Annotated in this window: 3 protein-coding genes; all 3 read left to right on the top strand. The window is 67.6% G+C overall.

Annotated elements, in window-relative coordinates; genetic code table 11:
• Window positions 1-655: methylenetetrahydrofolate reductase (locus tag AC1DS3_RS38255; protein ID WP_477129318.1), on the top strand; the 655-nt coding region annotated here is incomplete at its 5' end.
• A gap of 24 nt (window positions 656-679) precedes the next feature.
• Entirely contained in the window at window positions 680-1,042 is a 363-nt protein-coding gene (locus tag AC1DS3_RS38250) for a TfoX/Sxy family protein (protein WP_441641124.1), read from the top strand.
• Window positions 1,043-1,072: 30 nt separating this feature from the next.
• The gene (locus AC1DS3_RS38245) at window positions 1,073-1,843 is read left to right on the top strand and encodes a Mut7-C RNAse domain-containing protein (RefSeq protein ID WP_441641125.1); all 771 of its coding nucleotides are present in this window, start codon (window positions 1,073-1,075) and stop codon (window positions 1,841-1,843) included.
• Window position 1,844 lies beyond the last annotated feature (1 nt).

Raw genomic sequence — 1,844 nt, 5'->3', positions numbered from 1 at the left:
GCGCGAAGGCATCGAGGCCGCGCCGCACTTGTCGTGCGTGGGGTCCTCGCGCGAGAGCATCCGCGAGATCCTCAAGACTTACCGCGAAGGCGGCATCCGCCATATCGTCGCGCTGCGCGGCGACATGCCGTCGGGCATGGGCGAGATCGGCGAGTTCCGCTATGCCAACGAGCTGGTGGAGTTCATCCGCGCCGAGACCGGCGACTGGTTCAACATTGAGGTGGCGGCTTATCCCGAGTACCACCCGCAGGCCAAGTCGCCCCGCCACGATCTCGAGAATTTCGTGCGCAAGGTCAAGGCCGGCGCCGACTCGGCCATCACCCAGTACTTCTTCAACGCCGATGCGTACTTCCGTTTCGTCGAGGATGTGCGCGCCATGGGCGTGGACGTGCCGATCGTGCCGGGCATCATGCCGATCACCAATTCCTCGCAGCTGATGCGCTTCTCCGAGATGTGCGGCGCCGAAGTGCCGCGCTGGGTGGCCAAGCGGCTGGAAGGCTTCGGCGATGACCGCGAGTCGATCCGCGCCTTTGGCCTGGATGTGGTCACCGCGCTGTGCGAGCGCCTGCTGGCCGCCGGCGTGCCGGGGCTGCATTTCTATACGCTCAACACGGCCAGCGCGACCAAAGCCATTTGGCAGCGCCTGAAGCTCTAAGGCATGCCCCCGCACCAGAGCGCCATGCCAGCCCGCCGTCCCGATCCCTTCATCGACCATCTGCTCGAACTGCTGGAGCCGCTGGCGGCGCGCATCGGCCCGATCACCACGCGCCGCATGTTTGGCGGCCACGCCCTGTACTACGACGGCCTGGTGTTCGCGCTGGTGCTGGGCGGGCGCTGTTACCTGAAAGTGGACGGCCAGACGCGCGGGGGCTTCGAGGCCGAGGGCGGCGAGCCGTTCCGCTACAGCCGCAGCGGCCGCGAGATCTCCATACAGCATTACCTGAGCGCTCCACCMGCCTGCCTGGAGTCGGCCGAAGCCATGACGGCCTGGGCGCGGCTTTCCGTGGAATCCGCGCTGCGGCTGGCCAACCAGGCGGGCTGAGGCGCTGCGGGCAGTGGCATACTTTGGCCCATGGCCACCGACCCCGCCACCGTCACCGCCACGTTTCGTTTCTACGAGGAACTGAACGATTTCCTGCCGCGCGCGCAGCGCGGCCGGGATTGCGTGTGCGCCTGCGCGCGCGCCGCCACCGTCAAGCACATGATCGAAGCGCTGGGCGTGCCGCACACCGAGGTGGAGCTGATCCTGGTGAACGGCGAGTCATGCGGCTTCGAGCGCCTGCTGCAGGATGGCGACCGCGTCTCCGTTTATCCCCAGTTCGAAGCCTTCGACGTCACACCGCTGCTGCGCGTGCGCGCCGAGCCGCTGCGCGCGACCCGCTTCGTTGCCGACGCCCACCTGGGCGGGCTGGCGCACCTGCTGCGCCTGACCGGCTTCGACACGCTTTACGACAACCATTACGCCGATAGCGAGATCGAAGCCATCGCCATGCGCGAGGGCCGCATTGTGCTCACGCGGGACCGCGAGCTGCTCAAGCGGCGCGGAGTCACCCATGGCTGCTACGTGCGCGCCATCAAGGCCACGCCGCAACTGCGGGAGATCTTCGCGCGGCTCGACCTGGCCCGTAGCGCGCGGCCGTTCTCGCTGTGCCTGGACTGCAATGTGCCGCTGCGGGCGATCGACAAAACCGCGGTCGACGGCCGCGTGCCGCCAGGCGTGCTCGCGCGCCAGGAGCGGTTCGTGACTTGCGATTGCTGCCAGCGCGTGTTTTGGGAGGGATCGCATTGGCGGCATATGCGGGATTTGGTGGAGGAGTTGGTGGCTGGGGGGCGTTGTTTGTAGT

This window comes from Cupriavidus sp. 01L46, assembly GCF_056399905.1.
The sequence above is the reverse complement of the archived record's forward strand: the minus strand, read 5'-3'. Positions and strand labels throughout refer to the sequence as shown.